The organism is Promicromonospora iranensis (assembly GCF_028994775.1).
Classification (GTDB): domain Bacteria; phylum Actinomycetota; class Actinomycetes; order Actinomycetales; family Cellulomonadaceae; genus Promicromonospora; species Promicromonospora iranensis_A.
On record NZ_JAJQMN010000005.1, the window covers coordinates 112,449 to 129,599 of the forward strand.

Sequence of the window (17,151 nt, forward strand, 5' to 3'; positions counted from 1 at the left end):
CGTCGCCGACCTGGTGCTCGGCGGCTCCGAGCCGTACGCCGGGTTCTGTGGGTGTGGTTCGGAGGTGCGGCCGGTGCCGGTGGAACGGTGCGAGGCCGAGCCGGTCGTCGAGGCCGTGGCAGTGGGCGTCAGCGTGCGCACCGGGGCCGCGCACCGCTCAGGTGACGAGCGGCGAGCTTTCCCGCTGCGCGCTCCGCTGGATCGCCTTCAGTGGGTACGGGGCGGCCCGGCTCACCTGCTGGAACTCGCGGTAGAAGTCCCCCATCACCGCGGCGACCGGCGCATCACGGACCAGAGCTGCCGCGAGGACCGCAGGAGCGCCCTCCGGTACCGCACCCTGCGCGCAGGAGCGCACGAACTCCCTGCGTTCTACCGGCCCGTACCCGTACAGAGCGACGGCCAGCCAGTTCACCAGGTAGGTCGCGGCGTAGTGCCGGTCGTAGCCGCGGTGGGCGTCGAAGAAGGCGGTCTCGTCCTCGGCGAGCTCGAAGCGGGTGGAGATCGCGAGGCCGTAGTCGGCGAAGAAGAGCCGCCTGCCGTCGGTCAGGATGTTCTGGAAGTGGGTGTCGAAGTGCAGCATCCCGCGGGAGTTCATGAACGAGATGCCGGCTGCCAGCTCGCGGTCGACCATGGCGCAGGCCCGCTCGGCGGCCTCGCCACCGGCCTCGACCTCGACGCTCAGCCAGTCGTGCAGGTTCTGGGGGATGTACTCCAGGAACAGCATGATGCTCGCCGTGGACTGCCGCAGCTCGTCGATCCGGCGACGTACCTCTGGACCGCCACCCCAGTAGGTGACCGCCCGTTCCACGTCGGCCAGCTCCTCGGGGAGCGGCTGGCCGGCGTCCGGCAGCACCCGCCAGTGGTACAGCAGGGGGAAGCCCTCGTGTTCTCCCGCGATCACCCAGCCCGTCGTCATGATCTGCGCGGCCAGCTCCCGCCAGGCGCCGAACCCGGGGCCGCCGATGGTGCCGACGCCGTAGTGGCAGAAGTCCGGCAGCCCGAACAGGTTCGCCGTGGAGCGGACGTTCTCGGGCCGGCGCTCAAGATCGGTGAGGCGCACCTGCTTGACGAAGACCGGGGTCCCTTCGACCTCCAGCAGGACCGTCCTGCCGCCTATGCCGGTACCGATCGGCGTGGCGGCGTCCACGAGCTCGCGCAGCGTGTGATCGCCGCACAGCGACAGCGCGCTGGAGGCGGCACCGTAGGCGGCGAGCCGCGCGGCGCGGGACATGTCAGGGCTCTGCACGCTCTGCCTCCGTCCGGGCGCCCGCGTCTCGTGCCGCCGCTTCGGCGGGCACCGCGGCAGGAGCCGCGACCACCCTCTCACGGGGGACGACGGCGCCACCGGCCGCTGTGGCGGAACGACGCCGTCGGGCAGGCGCGTCTCGCCCTGCCCGAGGGAGACAGCGAGCTGGTCGCGGTCGTGCCCTGCAAATCCCCTGGCGCCGGCCCGGGGCCACGTGGCAGCATCCGGCGACAGACAGCTCGCCCTCAAGGAGACCGCCAAGGAGACCGCTCATCCAGACCGATTCCGTCTTCGAGGCACTGCTGATCGGTGGCCGCTCAGGTGTCGGCAAGACCACTGTCGGCTGGGAGGTCTCCGCGCAGCTGCAGGCCGCGCGAGTCGCCCACTGCCTGGTCGAGGGCGACAACCTCGACCAGGCGTTCCCCGCTCCGCCCGGCGACCCGCACCGCTCCGCGATGACCGAGGCCAACCTCGCGGCGGTCTGGGGCAACTACGCCGCCCTCGGATATCGCAGGCTGGTCTACACGAACACCGTCTCCGTCCTGGAGCCCGACCTGATCGCCCGGGCCATGGGTGGTGCGCCCCGGATCGTCGCCGTGCTCCTGACCGCCGACGACGAGACCGCACGGCGGCGCCTCGGGACGCGCGAGATCGGGAGCCAGCTCGACGCCCACGTGGCGCGCAGCGGCTCGATGGCCCGGCACCTGGAGGCGACGGCGCCGGCGTCGGTCATCCGGGTTCCGACCGGCGGGCGCGCCGTCACGGCTGTCGCGCGCGACGTCATCGCCGCGACGGGCTGGGCCCCGGGCCCACCCGACGCCCCCGACGGCGATCGGTGGCTCGAGTACCGGTAGTGCGCGAGTCGCCCTTGCCTCACCGCGGCATTCAGGGCAGAGTCTGGGGTGACGCACCTCACACCGTCGTGAGGGGCGTCGTCAAAGGAGGTGCCCATGACGAACACCGAATTTGTGACGCTGCGCCGTTCGATCGAGCAGCTGCGCCAGAGCGTGTCCGGGGTGCGCAGCGCCTTCGGTGACGCACCGGAGGTGCGCCGGCTCGTGAACGACCTCGAGCGGCTGGAGATCGACGCGGCAGAGCTCGCGTCGGCGGAGCCCTTGCGGCAGCTGCGGACGCCGGGCCGCGTGCCGGAGCACGTCGTCGTGCCCGACACCCCGCTGGACGAGGCGATGTTCACCGATGCCGACGACGAAGGGCTCGGCGGCTACCACGGCGACCGGTCGTGACGACGACCGCGCGTGACGCCGGGGGGCGCGGCGTCGGCGGGCGAGGCGTCGACAGCCCGGGTCGTGCCGCGATCGGTGCGCGGACCCTGCGGTCGGACCGGTGGTGGCTGCCACCGCTGGCGACGACCGTCGGTCTGCTGATCTTCATCGGGTACGCGACGGTGCGGACGTTCCAGCAGAAGTACTTCTTCGCGGACGAGCGCTACTTGACGCCGTTCTACTCGCCGTGCGTCTCGCTCGGGTGCGCGTCCGAGCCGGGCGCCGCACACTTCGGGATGTTCCTGCCGGACCACCCGCTGATCCCGTACGCGGCGCTCAGCCTGCCGTTCCTGCTGCTGTTCCGGCTGACCTGCTACTACTACCGCAAGGCGTACTACCGGTCGTTCGCCCTCGCCCCCGCGGCGTGCGCCGTGCCGGAGCCCCACGCGACGTACACCGGCGAGACCCGCTTCCCGCTGGTCCTGCAGAACGTCCACCGGTACTTCTTCTACGTCGCGGTGGTCATCTCGATCATCAACACGTACGACGCCATCGTCGCGTTCCGGCATCCCACCGACGGTCTCGTCGTCGGCGTGGGCAACCTCGTGCTGCTCGTGAACGTCGTGCTGTTGTGGTGCTACACGGCGTCGTGCCACTCGTGCCGGCACGTGATGGGCGGCCGCCTCACGCACTTCTCGAAGCATCCCGTGCGCTACCGGCTGTGGACCTGGGTGTCCGCGCTCAACACGCGGCACGCGACGTTCGCGTGGACCACGCTCGGCACGCTGATCCTGACCGACCTCTACGTCGCGCTCGTCGCGAGCGGGACCATCACCGACCTGCGCCTGGTCGGATAACCGGACTGGAGCCCAGCCTTGACGGAGATCGAACGGCACGACTACGACGTCCTCGTCATCGGCGCCGGGGGTGCCGGGCTGCGGGCCGCCATCGAGGCGCGCGAACGCGGGCTGAGGACGGCGATCGTCTGCAAGTCGCTGTTCGGCAAGGCGCACACGGTGATGGCGGAGGGCGGGTGCGCCGCGGCCATGGGCAACGTCAACGAGAACGACTCGTGGCAGGTGCACTTCCGCGACACCATGCGCGGCGGGAAGTTCCTGAACAACTGGCGGATGGCGGAGCTGCACGCCAAGGAGGCACCCGACCGGGTCTGGGAGCTGGAGACGTACGGCGCGCTGTTCGACCGCACGAAGGACGGCCGGATCAGTCAGCGCCACTTCGGGGGGCACACCTACCCGCGCCTCGCGCACGTCGGCGACCGGACCGGGCTGGAGCTGCTCCGGACCATGCAGCAGCGCATCGTCGCGCTGCAGCAGGACGACTTCGCCGAGACGGGTGACTACGAGGCCCGGCTGCGCGTGTTCGCCGAGTGCACGGTCACGGAGCTCCTGAAGGATCCCGCCGTGGGCCCCGACGGCGCCATCGCCGGGGCACTCGGCTACTGGCGCGAGTCGGGCCGGCTCGTCGTCTTCTCGGCGCCCGCGGTGGTGCTGGCCACGGGCGGGATCGGCAAGTCGTTCCAGGTCACGTCGAACTCGTGGGAGTACACGGGGGACGGCCACGCCCTCGCGCTCCGCGTCGGTGCCGATCTGGTGGACATGGAGTTCGTCCAGTTCCACCCGACCGGCATGGTCTGGCCGCCCAGCGTCAAGGGCATCCTCGTCACGGAGGGCGTGCGGGGGGACGGCGGGGTGCTGAAGAACTCGGACGGCAAACGCTTCATGTTCGACTACGTGCCCGACGTCTTCAAGGGGCAGTACGCCCAGACCGAGGACGAGGCGGACCGCTGGTACGACGACCAGGAGAGCAACCGCCGCACGCCCGACCTGCTGCCCCGCGACGAGGTGGCCCGCGCGATCAACACCGAGGTCAAGGAGGGGCGCGGCTCCCCGCACGGCGGCGTGTACCTCGACATCGCGAGCCGCATGCCTGCCGAGGAGATCAAGCGGCGCCTGCCGTCGATGTACCACCAGTTCAAGGAGCTGGCCGACGTCGACATCACCGCCGAGCCGATGGAGGTCGGCCCCACGTGCCACTACGTGATGGGCGGCATCCAGGTGGACCCGGACACCGGCCAGTCCCGGGTTCCAGGGCTGTTCGCGGCGGGGGAGTGCGCGGGCGGGATGCACGGCTCGAACCGCCTCGGCGGCAACTCGCTCTCCGACCTGCTGGTGTTCGGCCGGCGCGCGGGGCTCGGCGCGGCCGACTACGTCGTCGGCCTGGAGCGCCGTCCCGCCGTGCAGGCCGCGGACGTCGACGCGGCCGCCGTGCTCACGCTCGCCCCGTTCGACGCGCCGGCGCACGGCGGACCGGACGACGCCGAGAACCCGTATACCCTGCACGCCGAGCTGCAGCGGATGATGAACGACCTGGTCGGCATCATCCGCACGGAGACCGAGGTCGCCGAGGCGCAGCGGCGCCTCGGCGAGCTCCGCGCACGGGTGGGGCACGTGTTCGTCGAGGGGCACCGCCAGTACAACCCCGGCTGGCACCTGGCGCTGGACCTGCGCAACATGCTCATGGTCAGCGAGGCGGTGGCGGCGTCGGCCCTGCTGCGCACGGAGAGCCGCGGCGGGCACACCCGCGAGGATCACCCGGGGCTCGACCCCGAGTGGCGCCACCGGGTGCTGGTGACGCGCCGCGCCCGCGACGGCGCGGACAGCACGGACGGCGCGGAGTCCGAACAGGTGGTGCCGCGCGTCGTCGTCGAGCCCGCCGAGCGGGTGCCGATGCGCGCGGACCTGCTCGCGCTGTTCGATCTCACCGAGCTCGAGAAGTACTACACGGACGCCGAGCTGGCGGAGCATCCCGGGCGACCGGCAGATCCCGGGCGACCGGCCGATCCAGTGGGAGGAACCGCATGAGCTACACGGGCACGTTCCGGATCTGGCGCGGGGACGCCGACGGCGGTGCGCTGGCCGACTTCCGGGTGGAGGTCAACGAGGGCGAGGTGGTGCTCGACGTCCTGCACCGGCTGCAGGCCACGCAAGCCCCCGACCTGGCGGTGCGGTGGAACTGCAAGGCCGGTAAGTGCGGGTCGTGCTCGGCGGAGATCAACGGCAAGCCACGCCTGCTGTGCATGACACGGATGTCCGTGTTCGAGCGCGACGACGTCGTGACCGTGACCCCGATGCGGACGTTCCCGGTGATCCGCGACCTGGTGACCGACGTGTCGTTCAACTACGCGAAGGCCCGCGAGATCCCGTCATTCACCCCTCCGGCCGACCTGGCACCGGGGGAGTACCGGATGGCGCAGGTCGACGTCAACCGGTCGCAGGAGTTCCGCAAGTGCATCGAGTGCTACCTGTGCCAGGACACCTGCCACGTGGTGCGCGACCACGAGGAGAACAAGGAGTCGTTCGCCGGCCCGCGGTTCCTCATGCGGATCGCCGAGCTGGAGATGCATCCGCTCGACGTCGCGGACCGGGTGCCCGCCGCACAGGAGGAGCACGGCCTCGGCCGGTGCAACATCACCAAGTGCTGCACCGACGTGTGCCCGGAAGGCATCAAGATCACCGACAACGCGCTGATCCCGATGAAGGAGCGCGTCGCCGACCGGCGCTACGACCCGCTGGTCTGGCTGGGGCGGACCATCTCGCGGCGGCGCGGCTGACGGAAGCCCTGCTATCTTCGTCGCAGTCGTCCAGGTCCGCCTTGTCCTGGACCGCAGAGCTGTTCCGCCCGGTGACGGGGGCGGCGGAGGGGGCGCGTGCCCCGCCCCACCGCAGTCCTGGATGTCCCCAGGCGGGCCACGGGTCGCACCCCTTCCCGCAGCACGCGGGACGTAGCAGTCAGGCGCCGGCGACCCCGGGTGGCCCGTCCCGCCGCGCGGCGATGAGGACACCTCATGCCCCGAGCCGCCACCGGCTACGGCCCCCTGCTGCGCACCCCCGGCGCCGCCGCCTTCTATGCCACCGCTGCCCTCGGCCGCACCGGCATCGCCATGACGGGCCTCGGCCTCGTCTGGCTGCTGCACGACCGCACCGGCTCCTACGCGACGGCGGGCCTCGCCGCCGCGGGGTTCGCCCTGGCCGAGGCCCTCGTCGGGCCGCACGTCGCCCGCCTGGTCGACCGGTTCGGCCAGACCCGCGTCCTGCCGTTCTACCTGCTCGGGCACGGGGCCGCCGTCGTCGGCCTGCTCGTGTCGACCACGCCGGCCGCCGCCGTCGCCGCCGCCACCTGTGCGGGCGCGGCCGTACCCCAGCTCGGCGCCCTGTCCGCCGCCCGCTGGGCGCACCTGCTCCGACGCGGACGTGCCGACGAGCTGCCCACCGCCTTCTCCCTGGAGTCGCTGGCCAACGCCACCGCCTTCCTCCTCGGACCGGTGCTGGTCACCGTGCTCGGCGCCGCCGGCCACCCGGCCCTGGCGACCGCGATCGCCGCGGCCCTCATCCTCGGTGGGGGCGCCGCGCTGACCGCCCAGCGCCACACGGCACCGCCCCCGGCCGAACGGCGCGTCGCCGGCGCACCGCGCGAACGGTCCTCCCTGCTGCGGCCTGCCTTCCTGCTCCTCGCGCTGCTCAACCTCGCGATCGGCCTCTACTTCGGCACCATGGGTGTGGCGGTCACCGCATTCGCCGTCGGCCAGGGCGCCCCCGCCGTGGCGACGCCGATCATCGCCGCCGCCAGCCTCAGCGGTCTGCTCGCCGGCTGGCTCTACGGACTGCGGAAGCATCCCACCCCGGCCCGCCGCCAGCTCGTCCTCGCCACCACCTACCTGACGGCGACCGCGGCACTGCTTCCCCTCGCACCGTCCGCCGTCTGGCTCGGCGTCGGCGTGGTCCTCACGGAGGCCGCGATCCCGCCGACCCTCGTGCTGCTGACCGTGCTCACCGAGAAGGCCGTCCGGTCCGCGGCACTCACCCAGGCCTTCACCTGGAACAACTCCGCGGGCGCGGCCGGGTCGGCGCTCGCGGCGGCACTGGCGGGGCGCGCCGCCGACACGTGGGATGCGTCGGCGGCGCTCCTGCTGGCGCCGCTGGCCGGGCTCCTCCTGGTGGCGCTGTCGCTGGCCCTCTCGCGGGTCCTGTCGCCGGCGGTCAGCTGGAGGCGAGCGAGCCGAGCAGCCTGAGCCGTTCGGCGGAGTCCGAGCCGGGCGTCGCACCGACGAAGACGATGCGCTGCGAGGGGGCGTCGGGCAGGTGGAAGCTCTCGGTGTTGAGCGTCATCCTGCCGACCAGCGGGTGCTCGTACTCCTGGACGGAGTGCGTGCACTCGGCGACCGGGTGCGCCGACCAGATCCGGACGAAGTCGGGGCTCTTGATGCTCAGCTCCCCGACGAGCTCGTTCAGGGCCGGGTCGTCCGGCTGGTCGCCCGAGGCCATCCGCAGGTAGGACGCGACATACGTGGCCTCGAGCTCCCAGTCCACGAAGAGCTCCCGCGGCGCGGGGTCGAGGAACATCCGGCGGGCCAGGTTCGGCCGTTGGTCGCGCTCGATGCCCAGGAGGGCGAAGCCCAGCGGGTTGCCACCGAGCAGGTCCGTGCGCCGTCCGACGACGACCACCGCCTGCTCCGTCATGCTCTCGGCGAGGAGCTGAACGGTGTCCCGCAACCGCTCGGGACCGAGCTCGCGCCGCACGACCTGCGCCGGCCAGGCCAGCCGGAGCAGGTGCAGGCGCTCGTCCTCGTCGAGCCGGAGCGCGTTCGCTATGGAATCCAGCACGGCGTCGGAGATCTGGTGGCTCTCGCCCTGCTCGATGCGCGTGTAGTAGTTCACGCTCATTCCGGCGAGCCGCGCGACCTCCTCGCGCCGCAGGCCCGGCACGCGGCGCTGCTCGCCGTACGTCTCGACCCCGGCGACGGCGGGGGTCAGGGCCTCCCGGCGAGAGCGCAGGAAACCCGCGAGCTCGGTGTTCCGATGTTCGGTCATGCGCCAATGGTCCACCCGCCTGCCCGGAGGGGCCATACCCGATCTCCACCCGAGACATCCCCTGCCGTGGGTACCCACGGCAGGGTCTGGTGCCGCCTGACGGCCGGGCGCACGATGACGGCATGAGCGAGACGAACAGCGCCATGACCAGCACAGACATCACCACAGAGGCCAGCAGCACGCGCAGCAGCACGAGCAGCACGGAGGTCGGCAGCATGGGGACCGGCAAGAAGATCATCGCCGTCGTGGGCGCGACCGGGCAGCAGGGCGGCGGCCTCGCCCGGGCGATCCTCGGCGACCCGCAGGGCCCGTTCGCACTGCGTGTCCTGACCCGCCGCACGGACTCGGCGGCGGCCCGCGAGCTCGCGGCACGCGGAGCCGACGTCGTCCATGCGGACCTGGACGACGAGGCGAGCATGCTGCGGGCGTTCGAGGGTGCCTACGGCGCCTTCGTCGTGACCAACTTCTGGGCCGAGCGGACCCCCGAGGAGGAGGCCGCACGTACCCGGCCGCAGATGGAGCTCGACCAGGCGGGCGTCGCGGCGCGGGCGGCGAAGGCCGCGGGGCTCAAGCACGTGATCTGGTCCACGCTGGAGGACACCCGGCCGCACTTCGAGCACCTCGGCAGCGAGCTGCCCACGTTGCTGGACCGCTACAAGGTGCCGCACTTCGACGCCAAGGGCGAGGCGGACAACCTCTTCACCAGCCTCGGTGTGCCGACCACCTTCCTGCTGACGACCATGTTCTACGAGGCGTTCCTCGTCGGACAGGGCCCGCGCCGGGACGAGGACGGCCGTCTCGCCCTGACCAACCCGATGGGTGACTCGGCTCTCGCCGTCGTCGCGGCGGAGGACATCGGCCGCACCGCCTACGGGATCTTCCGCGCGGGCGCCCGGTACGTGGGCCGCACCGTCGGCCTCGCCGGTGACCACCTGACCGGCGTCCAGCTCGCCGAGACGTTCACCAGGGTGCTGGGGGAGCGCGTCGAGTACCGCCCGCTGACCCACGACCAGATGCGGTCCGCGGGCTTCCCGGGTGCCGACGAGATCGGCAACATGTACCAGTTCTACGCGGAGGCCGCCGACTACTTCGTCGGGGTCCGCGACATCGACCTGGTCCGGCGAGAGCTCCACCCGGACCTGGTGTCGTTCGAGGACTGGCTGACGGTCCACAAGGACCAGATCCCGCTGGGCTGAGAGAGCGGCCGGGCTCGCCGGGACCTGTCCCGACGAGCCCGACCAGTGGAGGGTGGTCAGTTCTGCACGCGCTTGCGCGGCCGCCGGGTCAGCAGGGGGTCGTGACCCCGCGGTCGGCCGACGGGCTTGACGCCTTCCAGCGCCTGCGACAGTGCGTCCGGGGTGACGACGGTGCCGTCCTCCCGGGCATGGAGCGCCGCCATCACCTGGTCGGCCGCCAGCCGGAGGGAGATTCCGGCGCCCTTGGCCGCGGCGACCAGGAGTTCGGTGGCCGCCGTCTCGTCCACGCCGCGTACCGCGACGATGACGCCCTTGGCCTGCTCGATCACGGCCTGGCTGACGAAGGCTCGGTTGACCGCGCCGTCCGACTTGCGCTCCAGCGCCTCCTTCTGGACCGGCGTCACGTCGACGACGTAGCCGACCAGCTGGGGCGACTGGTCCCGGGCGCTCTGCGAGCCCTGCCCGGTCACGACGACCGACCGGGTGCGGCCGCTGCGGTCCACGATCCGGTGTGCGCAGGCGAAGGGCCTGCCGAGCCGGAGGGCCTCGCCGGCCGCCCGGACCACGCGGCTGCGGTCGTCCGGGTGCTTGCGCGAGCGGAGCGCCTCGAGGCCGGGCTCGACCTCGTCCCGCTTCCAGCCGTGCATGGTGTAGACCTCGTCGGACCACCACCAGCTGCCGGAGGCCAGCTCGACGCTGTACCGACCGACGAGGAGGTTGGTCCCGAGACCGAGGGCGCGGGACAGATCCGCTGCAGAGAACCCGGGTGATGGGGCTTCGCCGTCGCCTCCGACGCCGTCCGCGAGTGCTGCTTGGGCTTGTGTGAGGACTGACATGTGAACCTCCCAGATCCGATTCGGACCGGGAGCCGCTTCATGACTCCGAGTCTCCGACTATAGAACGGCAGGGACGATTCGGACAGTCGAAACTCGAGATCGCCGTTATTCCGGCTCGCGTCGTCCCTGCTCAGGGGCCTTGTCGAGCGGTTCGAGCAGTGCTGTGGCGCCCTGCTTCCAGCGGCTGAGCGCGTACGCGCCGACGTCGCCCTCGATGGCCAGGCACGCGGCGGCACCGAGGAGGACGTCGTCGCGGAGCCCCGGCTCCTGCTCGACGAGCCGGCCCGCGAGGTCGCGCGCCGCGATCTGCTCGTGGACCGAGTCGGCCTCCACGTGCTCGTCGAAGTACCGCGTGGTGTCGGCGTCGTGCCCGAGACGCCGGAAGCCGTTCCCGTACAGGCGGCTGGGGACCGACGACGTGATCTCGTACGCGGCCAGGTGGCCGACGATCGCACCCCGGAGCCGGCGGTGCACCGCGAACAGGGACATGGTGTTCAGCGACACCAGCGCCGGCGTCGGTACGGCGTCGAGGTACCTGCCGTAGGTGTCGTCGAGTCCGGCGCGGCGCATGGTGGCCGCGAAGAGCTCGGAGTGCAGGTAGCCGGACCGGCCGCCGCCGTACTCGTCGGCCTGGATCTCGACCAGGGCGGCCTTGGGTGCGCCGTACAGGCGCGGGATCGCCCAGGTGTGGGGGTCGGCCTCCATCAGCTGGTAGATCGAGCGCAGGGCCAGGAACTCGCGGGCCTGCTCGGCGTCGGCGCGCTTCGCGACGTACCGCGCCATGCTGGGGCTGTCGTCGGCCTCGGCCAGCTCGAACAGCCGCCGCGCGATGCCGGCGGCGTCGGTCGCGTCGCACTCCGGCCGGCCGGCCCGAGCCCGGACCGCGGCCTCGAACGGAACCTCGAGCGACTGGCGTACGGCCAGGAGCGACGGCTCCCACTCCCAGGCGTCGTCGACGCGGTCCACGCCGCGGTGGTGCAGCTCGTACAGGATCGTCAGGGCGAGCTGCAGGTCCCCGTCGTGCAGGATGCCGTCGGACTGCAGGGTGTCGTCGGGCTGCAGGGCGTCGGCGACCGCCGCCCGCAGCGGTGCGAGCCGGGCGGGCGTGTCGTCAGAGGGCGGCCCCGCCGTGAGCGCGGCGAGCAGCGCCGAGCTCACCGGGCCCCGCGGACGGGGAAGCGGTAGGCGGACGCCGCTGCGCGTGGCACGCCGACCGGCGTCGTTCGTGGACGTGTGGTCCCGCACTGGGGTCGTAGTCATGTGGAGGCTCCTGATCGTGCACCGGCCGCGCCTCTCCTCGACGCCGCGCCCATCGTGCTCCGGAAGCGGCTGACTCGCGAGGCGTGCGTCGCAGGGGCACGTGCCGGACGGTGCCGGACGGGTGCCGGACGGGTGCCGGGACGCACGGCGGTTTGTGCCACGGGTTGCGAGTGCCACTCGCCGTCTTACGTTGGGGCCGAGGTCAGGAAGAGGCCGCACCGGTGGAGCACGGGCCACCGTGGCTCGTGCTCGCCTCGCCCGGAACGACTCCGGGCGGGGAGGACGACGACAGGAGTCCGACATGAGTGGAACGGACAATCCGTACGGCACAGGGGCCGGTTCGCGATCCTGGTCACCCGGCCGTGAGGAGAGCGGCGGCGGTTCGGAGACGACCGGCGTCAAGGAACGCGCCAGCGCGGCGGCGTCACAGGTGGGCGACGCGGGCCGCGAGACGATGCATGAGGCGAAGGAGCGTGCGCGCGACGTCGCCCACGAGGCGACCGACCGCACTCGCGGTCTGGTCGACCGTACGCGGACCGAGCTGAGCACTCAGGTGGCGTCGCAGCAGCAGCACCTCGCGGGCGGGCTGCGCGCCCTGGGCGACGAGCTGGGCCAGATGTCCAGCGGCAGCGAGGACCCGGGCTACGCGACCGACCTGGTCCAGCGCGCCGGGGCGGCCACCGGCCAGGTCGCGCAGTGGTTCGAGGAGAGGGAGCCGAGCGACGTCCTGCACGAAGTCGAGGACTTCGCCAGGCGTCGGCCGGGCATGTTCATCCTGATGGCGGCGGGTGCCGGCCTGCTCGTCGGGCGGCTCCTGCGGGGCGCGAAGGATGCCCCCAGCAGCGGTGACGGGAGTGGCGACGGCGATGTCCGGCGTGACGTCGACCGGTCCGGGCCCACGAGCACGGGCGGTGCCACGAGCACGGGCGGTCCCACGAACGCGGGCGGCCTGAGCGGTACGGGCGCCGGCGCGGTCGGATCGGGTGCGCAGGGCGGTGAGCCGGACATCGGCCGCAGCGGCGCGTTCCCGGCCCTCGCGAACAGCAACCTGCCGCAGGACCCGCAGGTCCCGACGTCCGCGGGCGAGACGCCGCCGACGTTCCCGCCCCCGACGGCTGACGGTGTCCGCCCGCAGACCGGAGGTGAGCGCGATGTCGAGCACCCGTGACCCGTTCGCTGCTTCCAGCGCAGCGCCGTCCAACGCAACACCGGGGACGACCGGCCGCGACGACAGAAGCGTCGGGGAGCTCGTCGGCGAGGTCAGTCGGGACCTCTCGACGCTGATCCGGCAGGAGGTCGAGCTCGCGAAGGCCGAGGCCACGCAGTCCGCCAAGCGCGCGGGGAAGGGCGCCGGCATGTTCGGCGGCGCCGGCGTGGCGGGCCACATGGTCCTGCTGTTCCTGTCGCTCGCCCTGTGGTGGGCGCTCGGCACCGTCATGGGCGGTGGCTGGTCGGGACTGGTCGTGGCCGGTGTCTGGGCCGTGATCGCCGCGGTGCTCGCGATGCGCGGGCGCAGCGAGCTCAAGTCGGTCGAGGGTCTGCCGCAGACCGCTGACTCGGTCAAGAAGATCCCCGACGCACTGCGAGGACACGAGGAGAGGAACCCATGAGCACCAGCGATCCCAACGAGATCCGGGAGAACATCGAGCGCACGCGCGAGGAGCTGAGCCATGACGTCGACACGCTCGGCGACCGCGTGACTCCCAGCCACATCGCGGAGCGGCAGAAGGAGAAGGTGAAGTCCCGCGTGTCCGAGGTCAAGGAGCGGGTGATGGGCTCGGTGCATCACACGACCGACTCGGCGGGCAGCACGACGCACGACATGGCGGACAAGGGGCGCGAGAAGGCGGCCTCGGTCGCCGACTCGGCCCGGCACACCGCCTCGTCCGCGGCGGACTCCGTCCGCTCGGCCCCGCGCGTGGTGCGGGAGCGGACGGAGGGCAACCCGCTCGCCGTCGGCCTGGTCGCCTTCGGCGTCGGGCTCGCGCTCGCGTCCCTCATGCCGTCGACCCGCGCCGAGCAGCGTGCGGCCACGGCGGCGAAGGAGAAGGCCGCGCCGCTCGTCGACGACATCAAGTCGACGGCGAGCGACGTCGCGCACGACCTCCAGGAGCCGGCGAAGGAGAGCATGGAGGCGGTCCGCGATGCCGCGAAGGACGCGGCACAGCAGGTCGGCCAGCACGGCCGCGAGGCAGCCTCCGACGTCCGATCGCAAGCGACCGGTAACGGCTGATCCTGCCGTAGGTCGGTGTCGGCCGGTGCCGCCGGCCGGCACCGGCCGACCTCGTCCTGGGAGATGACATGAGCGACAGCAACGACGCGGTATCTCGACGCGACACCCCGCAGCGCACCGAGACAGCGGAGCGCGGTGACGCCCCCGCCCCCGACGACCGGCGGAAGCCGGACTCTCCGCCGGCACTGCACGGCAGGACCTGGACCTACGTTCTGCGCAACAGCGTGCGGCAGTTCTCGCGCGACCAGTGCACCGACCTGGCCGCAGCGCTGACCTACTACGCGGTGCTCGCCGCGGCGCCCGCACTCCTCGCGCTGGTCTCGGTGCTCGGCCTGGTCAGCAACGGAGGCCAGGCCGTGGAGCGGGTGATCGGCACGATGGACGGCGTGCTGCCGCCCGACGTGCTGTCAGTGGTCCGACCGCTCATCGAGAACGCCGCCGGTGGCGGCGGTAAGGCAGGGTTCGCCCTCATCCTCGGTGTCGCGTTGGCCCTGTGGTCGGCGTCCGGGTACGTCGGCGCGTTCGGGCGCGCGATGAACCGCATCTACGAGATCGAGGAGGGCCGACCCGTCTGGAAGCTCCGCCCCGTGATGCTGCTGGTCACCCTCGTGGCCGTCGTCATAGCGGCGCTCATCGTGGCGGCGCTCGCGCTCAGCGGGCCGGTCGCGCAGGCGGTCGGTGACGCCGTCGGCCTCGGGTCGACCGCGGTGACGGTCTGGAGCATCGCCAAGTGGCCGGTGGTGCTGCTGCTGGTCGTGGTGCTCGTGGCGATCCTCTACCACGTCACCCCGAACGTGCGGCAGCCCAAGATGCGCTGGCTCAGCGTGGGCGCGTTCGTCGCGATCCTGGTCTGGATCCTCGCGTCCGCCGCGTTCGGCTTGTACGTCGCGACGTTCTCGAGCTACGACGCGACGTACGGCTCGCTGGCCGGAATCATCGTGTTCCTCCTGTGGCTGTGGATCACGAACCTCGCGCTGCTGTTCGGCGCGGAGCTGGACGCAGAGCTCGAGCGGGGCCGCGAGCTCCAGGGTGGCATCGCCGCCGAGGAGACGGTGCAGCTGCCGCCCAAGGACGCCCGCGCGAGCGAGAAGCGGGAGGCGAAGCGCCTCAAGGAGGTCGAGCGTGGCCGGGAGCTCCGACTCGCGGCCCAGCGGGCGACGGGCGACGAGCGGACCGGTGACGACGAGCGGACGGCCGACGAGAGGGCCGCCGACGAGCGCACGATCGACGGGGAGCGGGCCGTCGGCGAGCGCACGCAAGCCGAGGACCGCACGGGCAGCCGGGCCGACCACCGAGCCTGAGCGGGCCTGGGCCCGGGTACGGCGCCCGACCCGACGGCAAGACCGAAGAACCTGACCGAACCTGGAGGGAGCCGGCATGACGACGTCGGACGACACACGGACCGCTCAACCAGACATCACCGTCACGGCGTGCCCCGACGGGCCGCTGCTGGTGCGCGGTCCGGCGACGATCCTGGGGCCGGACGGCGAGCCCGTCCCCCGCCGTCGGGCCACCGTGGCGCTGTGCCGCTGCGGAGGTACCGCGATCGCACCCTGGTGCGACGGGACGCACAAGGTGAACGGTTACCGCTCCGACGACTGACCGGAGGGCTGACCGAGCGGCGGCTGACCGAGCGGCCGCCCACGGAACGCCCGCTGACGCAGGTACGCGTGGAACCGGTCGAACAGCTCGAGCTGCCGGTGGTCGAGGTCGATGAGCCCGTCGAGCTGCACGGGATCCAGCCCGATCTCGTCGGCGTGCTCGCGCAGGGTCTGCCAGCCACTGATCCTGCCCAGCACCGCGGACCGCATGAGCTCCGCCTCGAGGACCGGCGACATCGGCGACCGGCGGGTGACCCGGCCGTTCAGCTTGAGCCGGCCGGCCTTCTCGGCGAGCCACGCGGCGAGCTGCCGGTGCCGACGGAACGGCACACCGAGCCGGTCCATCAGGTCGCGGTACAGCTCGCGCTCGCCCCGCAGCTGCTCGGTCGCCTCGGCCAGCTCGGCGTGGAAGGGCGTGTCGCGGTGGCTGCGGGTCATGAGCTCCATGCGCTCCAGCCCCGCCGTCGTGCCGGTGAGGTGGTCGGAGAGGTACAGCGAGAAGAGCTCCCGGTCCATCGAGTCGGGGATGCGCAGGGCGCCGCGGTGCCGCAGCGGCATGACGGACCCGCCGGGCGGGCGGGGCATCGCGGGGCGCAGCGGAGCCGACCGCGCGCCCTGGCCGACCGCCATCCCGGCCAGCAGCTCCTCGACCGCCTGCGCGGCGGTGTGGCGCGGCGCCCATCCGAGCTCCGTCCTGACTCGCGTGGCGTCGAGCACCGGGACGCTCATCGCCATGTCGAGCCAGCCCGGGTCCGCCCGCACCAGACGGCCGTCGTACGCGGCCACCAGTGCCGCTCGGACGGCGGCGGGCGGCACCTCGACCAGCCGGCCGTGTCCGACGATGCGCGCCAGGTCGGCGCCACGGAGCAGGCCGTCCGCGGCCACGTTGAACGCGCCGCTGGCCCGCTCGACGACCACGCGCCGATAGGCGTCCGCGACGTCGTCGGCATGGGTGGCCTGCAGTCTCAGCCCCGCGGGCAGCGGCAGCGCGGGCAGCCGACCCTGGCGCAAGAGCTGCGCCGGCACGAGCGGCCCCAGGAAGTACCGCACCACCGACTGTGCGGCGTCCGCCTGGAAGATCAGCGACGGGCGCAGGCGTGCCACTGCCAGCTCGGGGTGCGCGGCCTCCAGCTCGTCGAGCACGCGCTCCTGCGCCGCCTTGTCCACGCTGTAGTGCGACGTCTCGATCCCCTGGGTGGGCCAGTCCTCGCGCCTCGGCTCGTCGTCGTCGACGGGGGAGTACGCACCCACCGACGATGCGGCGACCAGGTGTGGCACACCCGCGCGGACCACCGCCTCGCCCACCCGACGGGTCCCCTCCACGTTGGTGCGGCGCAGCAGGTCGCGCTCGCGGTTCGGCTGGACCAGCCATGCGAGGTGGACGACGGCGTCCGCGCCCGCGAACAGCTCGGCGAGTCGCGCGACCACCGCCTCGGTCTCCTCGGCCGCTACATCGACCGGTGCCCACTCGGCATGCCGGTACGGTTCGGCGCTCCGGTCGGGCAGCCGCCGCGCGATGCCCAGCACCGACGTGACCTGCGGCTCCTGGTGCAGGGCCCGCACGAGCGCGGTCCCGGCGTTCCCTGTGGCTCCGACGACGACTACCCGCATGGAGTTACAGTCGCACCCGGCCCGGTCGCTCGCATCCGGCGCCTGACCGTGCGGGCG

The 17,151-nt window shown here is 72.5% G+C and carries 17 protein-coding genes; 12 read left to right on the forward strand and 5 right to left on the reverse strand.

All coding sequences use genetic code 11. From position 1 onward, the window contains the following. Window positions 1-157: 157 nt before the first annotated feature. Complete coding sequence (locus LUU90_RS10440) at window positions 158-1,246, reverse strand: protein kinase family protein (protein WP_275003356.1); 1,089 nt, start codon at window positions 1,244-1,246, stop codon at window positions 158-160. 455 nt (window positions 1,247-1,701) lie between these two features. On the opposite strand from LUU90_RS10440, the gene LUU90_RS10445 reads away from it, so the two are divergent. The 6 genes from LUU90_RS10445 (at window position 1,702) to LUU90_RS10470 (ending at window position 7,558) form a co-directional block, all read left to right on the forward strand. Beyond that, window positions 1,702-2,100: a hypothetical protein gene (locus tag LUU90_RS10445; RefSeq protein ID WP_275003357.1), complete on the forward strand. Its 399-nt coding sequence runs from the start codon at window positions 1,702-1,704 to the stop codon at window positions 2,098-2,100. 96 nt (window positions 2,101-2,196) lie between these two features. After that, entirely contained in the window at window positions 2,197-2,490 is a 294-nt protein-coding gene (locus LUU90_RS10450; protein ID WP_275003358.1) for a hypothetical protein, read from the forward strand. Beyond that, the gene (locus LUU90_RS10455; protein ID WP_275003359.1) at window positions 2,487-3,326 is read left to right on the forward strand and encodes a hypothetical protein; all 840 of its coding nucleotides are present in this window, start codon (window positions 2,487-2,489) and stop codon (window positions 3,324-3,326) included. The genes LUU90_RS10450 and LUU90_RS10455 overlap by 4 nt, the downstream gene beginning before the upstream one ends. Window positions 3,327-3,344: 18 nt before the next feature. Beyond that, window positions 3,345-5,351, forward strand: coding sequence for a fumarate reductase/succinate dehydrogenase flavoprotein subunit (locus LUU90_RS10460; RefSeq protein WP_275003360.1), 2,007 nt, complete (start codon window positions 3,345-3,347; stop codon window positions 5,349-5,351). Beyond that, window positions 5,348-6,100 carry a succinate dehydrogenase/fumarate reductase iron-sulfur subunit gene (locus LUU90_RS10465; protein WP_275003361.1) on the forward strand — a complete coding sequence of 251 codons (753 nt, stop codon included), beginning with the start codon at window positions 5,348-5,350 and terminating at the stop codon, window positions 6,098-6,100. The genes LUU90_RS10460 and LUU90_RS10465 overlap by 4 nt, the downstream gene beginning before the upstream one ends. Before the next feature lie 234 nt (window positions 6,101-6,334). Then, window positions 6,335-7,558 (forward strand): MFS transporter, encoded by a 1,224-nt coding sequence (locus LUU90_RS10470; protein WP_275003362.1) that lies wholly within the window; start codon window positions 6,335-6,337, stop codon window positions 7,556-7,558. Here the strand turns inward: LUU90_RS10470 and LUU90_RS10475 are convergent. Further along, the gene (locus tag LUU90_RS10475; protein WP_275003363.1) at window positions 7,527-8,357 is read right to left on the reverse strand and encodes a helix-turn-helix transcriptional regulator; all 831 of its coding nucleotides are present in this window, start codon (window positions 8,355-8,357) and stop codon (window positions 7,527-7,529) included. The genes LUU90_RS10470 and LUU90_RS10475 overlap by 32 nt on opposite strands. A gap of 122 nt (window positions 8,358-8,479) precedes the next feature. Here LUU90_RS10475 and LUU90_RS10480 point away from each other — a divergent pair, with 122 nt between their 5' ends. Then, the gene (locus LUU90_RS10480; RefSeq protein WP_275003364.1) at window positions 8,480-9,553 is read left to right on the forward strand and encodes an NmrA/HSCARG family protein; all 1,074 of its coding nucleotides are present in this window, start codon (window positions 8,480-8,482) and stop codon (window positions 9,551-9,553) included. Between the two features lie 56 nt (window positions 9,554-9,609). Here LUU90_RS10480 and LUU90_RS10485 read toward each other — a convergent pair whose 3' ends face one another. Both LUU90_RS10485 and LUU90_RS10490 read right to left on the reverse strand, forming a co-directional pair. Next, window positions 9,610-10,389, reverse strand: coding sequence for a PAS and ANTAR domain-containing protein (locus LUU90_RS10485; protein ID WP_275003365.1), 780 nt, complete (start codon window positions 10,387-10,389; stop codon window positions 9,610-9,612). A gap of 105 nt (window positions 10,390-10,494) precedes the next feature. Further along, window positions 10,495-11,649, reverse strand: coding sequence for an iron-containing redox enzyme family protein (locus tag LUU90_RS10490; RefSeq protein ID WP_275003366.1), 1,155 nt, complete (start codon window positions 11,647-11,649; stop codon window positions 10,495-10,497). Window positions 11,650-11,950: 301 nt separating this feature from the next. Between LUU90_RS10490 and LUU90_RS10495 the strand changes: the two genes are divergently transcribed. The 5 genes from LUU90_RS10495 to LUU90_RS10515 all read left to right on the forward strand — a co-directional run bounded on the left by LUU90_RS10495 (window position 11,951) and on the right by LUU90_RS10515 (window position 15,484). Further along, window positions 11,951-12,817 carry a hypothetical protein gene (locus LUU90_RS10495; RefSeq protein WP_275003367.1) on the forward strand — a complete coding sequence of 289 codons (867 nt, stop codon included), beginning with the start codon at window positions 11,951-11,953 and terminating at the stop codon, window positions 12,815-12,817. Then, a complete protein-coding gene (locus LUU90_RS10500) occupies window positions 12,801-13,259 on the forward strand; it encodes a phage holin family protein (RefSeq protein ID WP_275003368.1) in 459 nt (152 codons plus the stop codon). The genes LUU90_RS10495 and LUU90_RS10500 overlap by 17 nt, the downstream gene beginning before the upstream one ends. After that, complete coding sequence (locus tag LUU90_RS10505; RefSeq protein ID WP_275003369.1) at window positions 13,256-13,882, forward strand: DUF3618 domain-containing protein; 627 nt, start codon at window positions 13,256-13,258, stop codon at window positions 13,880-13,882. Before LUU90_RS10500 ends, LUU90_RS10505 begins: the two co-directional genes overlap by 4 nt. Window positions 13,883-13,950: 68 nt before the next feature. Then, window positions 13,951-15,183, forward strand: a complete 1,233-nt coding sequence (locus tag LUU90_RS10510) for a YihY/virulence factor BrkB family protein (RefSeq protein ID WP_275003370.1) — start codon at window positions 13,951-13,953, stop codon at window positions 15,181-15,183. A gap of 76 nt (window positions 15,184-15,259) precedes the next feature. Continuing rightward, complete coding sequence (locus tag LUU90_RS10515) at window positions 15,260-15,484, forward strand: CDGSH iron-sulfur domain-containing protein (protein ID WP_275003371.1); 225 nt, start codon at window positions 15,260-15,262, stop codon at window positions 15,482-15,484. Here the strand turns inward: LUU90_RS10515 and LUU90_RS10520 are convergent. Continuing rightward, window positions 15,466-17,094: an NAD-dependent epimerase/dehydratase family protein gene (locus tag LUU90_RS10520; protein ID WP_275003372.1), complete on the reverse strand. Its 1,629-nt coding sequence runs from the start codon at window positions 17,092-17,094 to the stop codon at window positions 15,466-15,468. The two genes, LUU90_RS10515 and LUU90_RS10520, sit on opposite strands and share 19 nt — an antisense overlap. Window positions 17,095-17,151: the final 57 nt, after the last annotated feature.

Excerpts from the sequence above, each read along its gene's own strand:
- LUU90_RS10470 (WP_275003362.1), top strand. The coding sequence starts at position 6,335 with ATGCCCCGAGCCGCCACCGGCTACGGCCCCCTGCTGCGCACCCCCGGC.
- LUU90_RS10500 (WP_275003368.1), top strand. The coding sequence starts at position 12,801 with ATGTCGAGCACCCGTGACCCGTTCGCTGCTTCCAGCGCAGCGCCGTCC.
- LUU90_RS10520 (WP_275003372.1), bottom strand. The coding sequence starts at position 17,094 with ATGCGGGTAGTCGTCGTCGGAGCCACAGGGAACGCCGGGACCGCGCTC.
- LUU90_RS10480 (WP_275003364.1), top strand. The coding sequence starts at position 8,480 with ATGAGCGAGACGAACAGCGCCATGACCAGCACAGACATCACCACAGAG.
- LUU90_RS10515 (WP_275003371.1), top strand. The coding sequence starts at position 15,260 with ATGACGACGTCGGACGACACACGGACCGCTCAACCAGACATCACCGTC.
- LUU90_RS10475 (WP_275003363.1), bottom strand. The coding sequence starts at position 8,357 with ATGACCGAACATCGGAACACCGAGCTCGCGGGTTTCCTGCGCTCTCGC.
- LUU90_RS10510 (WP_275003370.1), top strand. The coding sequence starts at position 13,951 with ATGAGCGACAGCAACGACGCGGTATCTCGACGCGACACCCCGCAGCGC.
- LUU90_RS10465 (WP_275003361.1), top strand. The coding sequence starts at position 5,348 with ATGAGCTACACGGGCACGTTCCGGATCTGGCGCGGGGACGCCGACGGC.
- LUU90_RS10445 (WP_275003357.1), top strand. The coding sequence starts at position 1,702 with ATGACCGAGGCCAACCTCGCGGCGGTCTGGGGCAACTACGCCGCCCTC.
- LUU90_RS10485 (WP_275003365.1), bottom strand. The coding sequence starts at position 10,389 with ATGTCAGTCCTCACACAAGCCCAAGCAGCACTCGCGGACGGCGTCGGA.
- LUU90_RS10450 (WP_275003358.1), top strand. The coding sequence starts at position 2,197 with ATGACGAACACCGAATTTGTGACGCTGCGCCGTTCGATCGAGCAGCTG.
- LUU90_RS10495 (WP_275003367.1), top strand. The coding sequence starts at position 11,951 with ATGAGTGGAACGGACAATCCGTACGGCACAGGGGCCGGTTCGCGATCC.
- LUU90_RS10505 (WP_275003369.1), top strand. The coding sequence starts at position 13,256 with ATGAGCACCAGCGATCCCAACGAGATCCGGGAGAACATCGAGCGCACG.
- LUU90_RS10490 (WP_275003366.1), bottom strand. The coding sequence starts at position 11,649 with ATGACTACGACCCCAGTGCGGGACCACACGTCCACGAACGACGCCGGT.